Origin of the sequence: Olavius algarvensis spirochete endosymbiont (genome assembly GCA_900608495.1) — a bacterium.
GTDB lineage: Bacteria > Spirochaetota > Spirochaetia > DSM-2461 > DSM-2461 > UBA2779.
In genome coordinates this window covers 1-441 of sequence record UWYT01000225.1, presented here as the reverse complement: position 1 = coordinate 441, position 441 = coordinate 1, and the positions used below count along the sequence as shown (strand labels likewise).

Sequence of the window (441 nt, the reverse complement as noted above, 5' to 3'; positions counted from 1 at the left end):
ATCCGGAAAATCACGCCGGCGGGGGTGGTAACCACCTTTGCCGGCAGTGGCACAGAGGGTTTTGCGGATGGCGCCGCCAACACGGCAAAGTTTGACTACCCCACCGGTGTGGCTGTGGACTCAGCCGGCAATGTCTATGTGGCAGATTCTGACAGCCACCGCATCCGGAAGATAGAGTACAAGGTGCCCTAGGCAGCGGCAAGTCAGGTTATAAGGATGCCATCGCCAGCACTGCGGCGTGGCTGTGGACTCATCCGGCAATGTCTATGTAGCAGATAATGGCAACCACCGCATCCGGAGGATAGAGTACAAGCTGCCCTGGCCAGCGGGCGATGGCTCCTCATGTTAAGTGCGGTATCTTTTAGAACTGCCCCTTGATGCGAAGGTCGGGGCTGGTTATCGTTTTGAAAGTAGACGCTGAGTTTGAAAAAACTCCTGAAT

General features: G+C 55.8%; 2 protein-coding genes. Both read left to right on the top strand.

Annotation, left to right across the window (positions count from 1 at the left end):
- Nucleotides 1-192 (top strand): SBBP repeat-containing protein (locus tag S1OALGB6SA_RS06620; RefSeq protein ID WP_195910342.1); only part of this gene is annotated, 192 nt, incomplete at its 5' end.
- 46 nt (nt 193-238) lie between these two features.
- On the top strand, nt 239-349 hold the full coding sequence (locus tag S1OALGB6SA_RS10930) for a hypothetical protein (protein ID WP_124032940.1): 111 nt from the start codon (nt 239-241) through the stop codon (nt 347-349).
- The last annotated feature ends 92 nt before the right edge of the window (nt 350-441 follow it).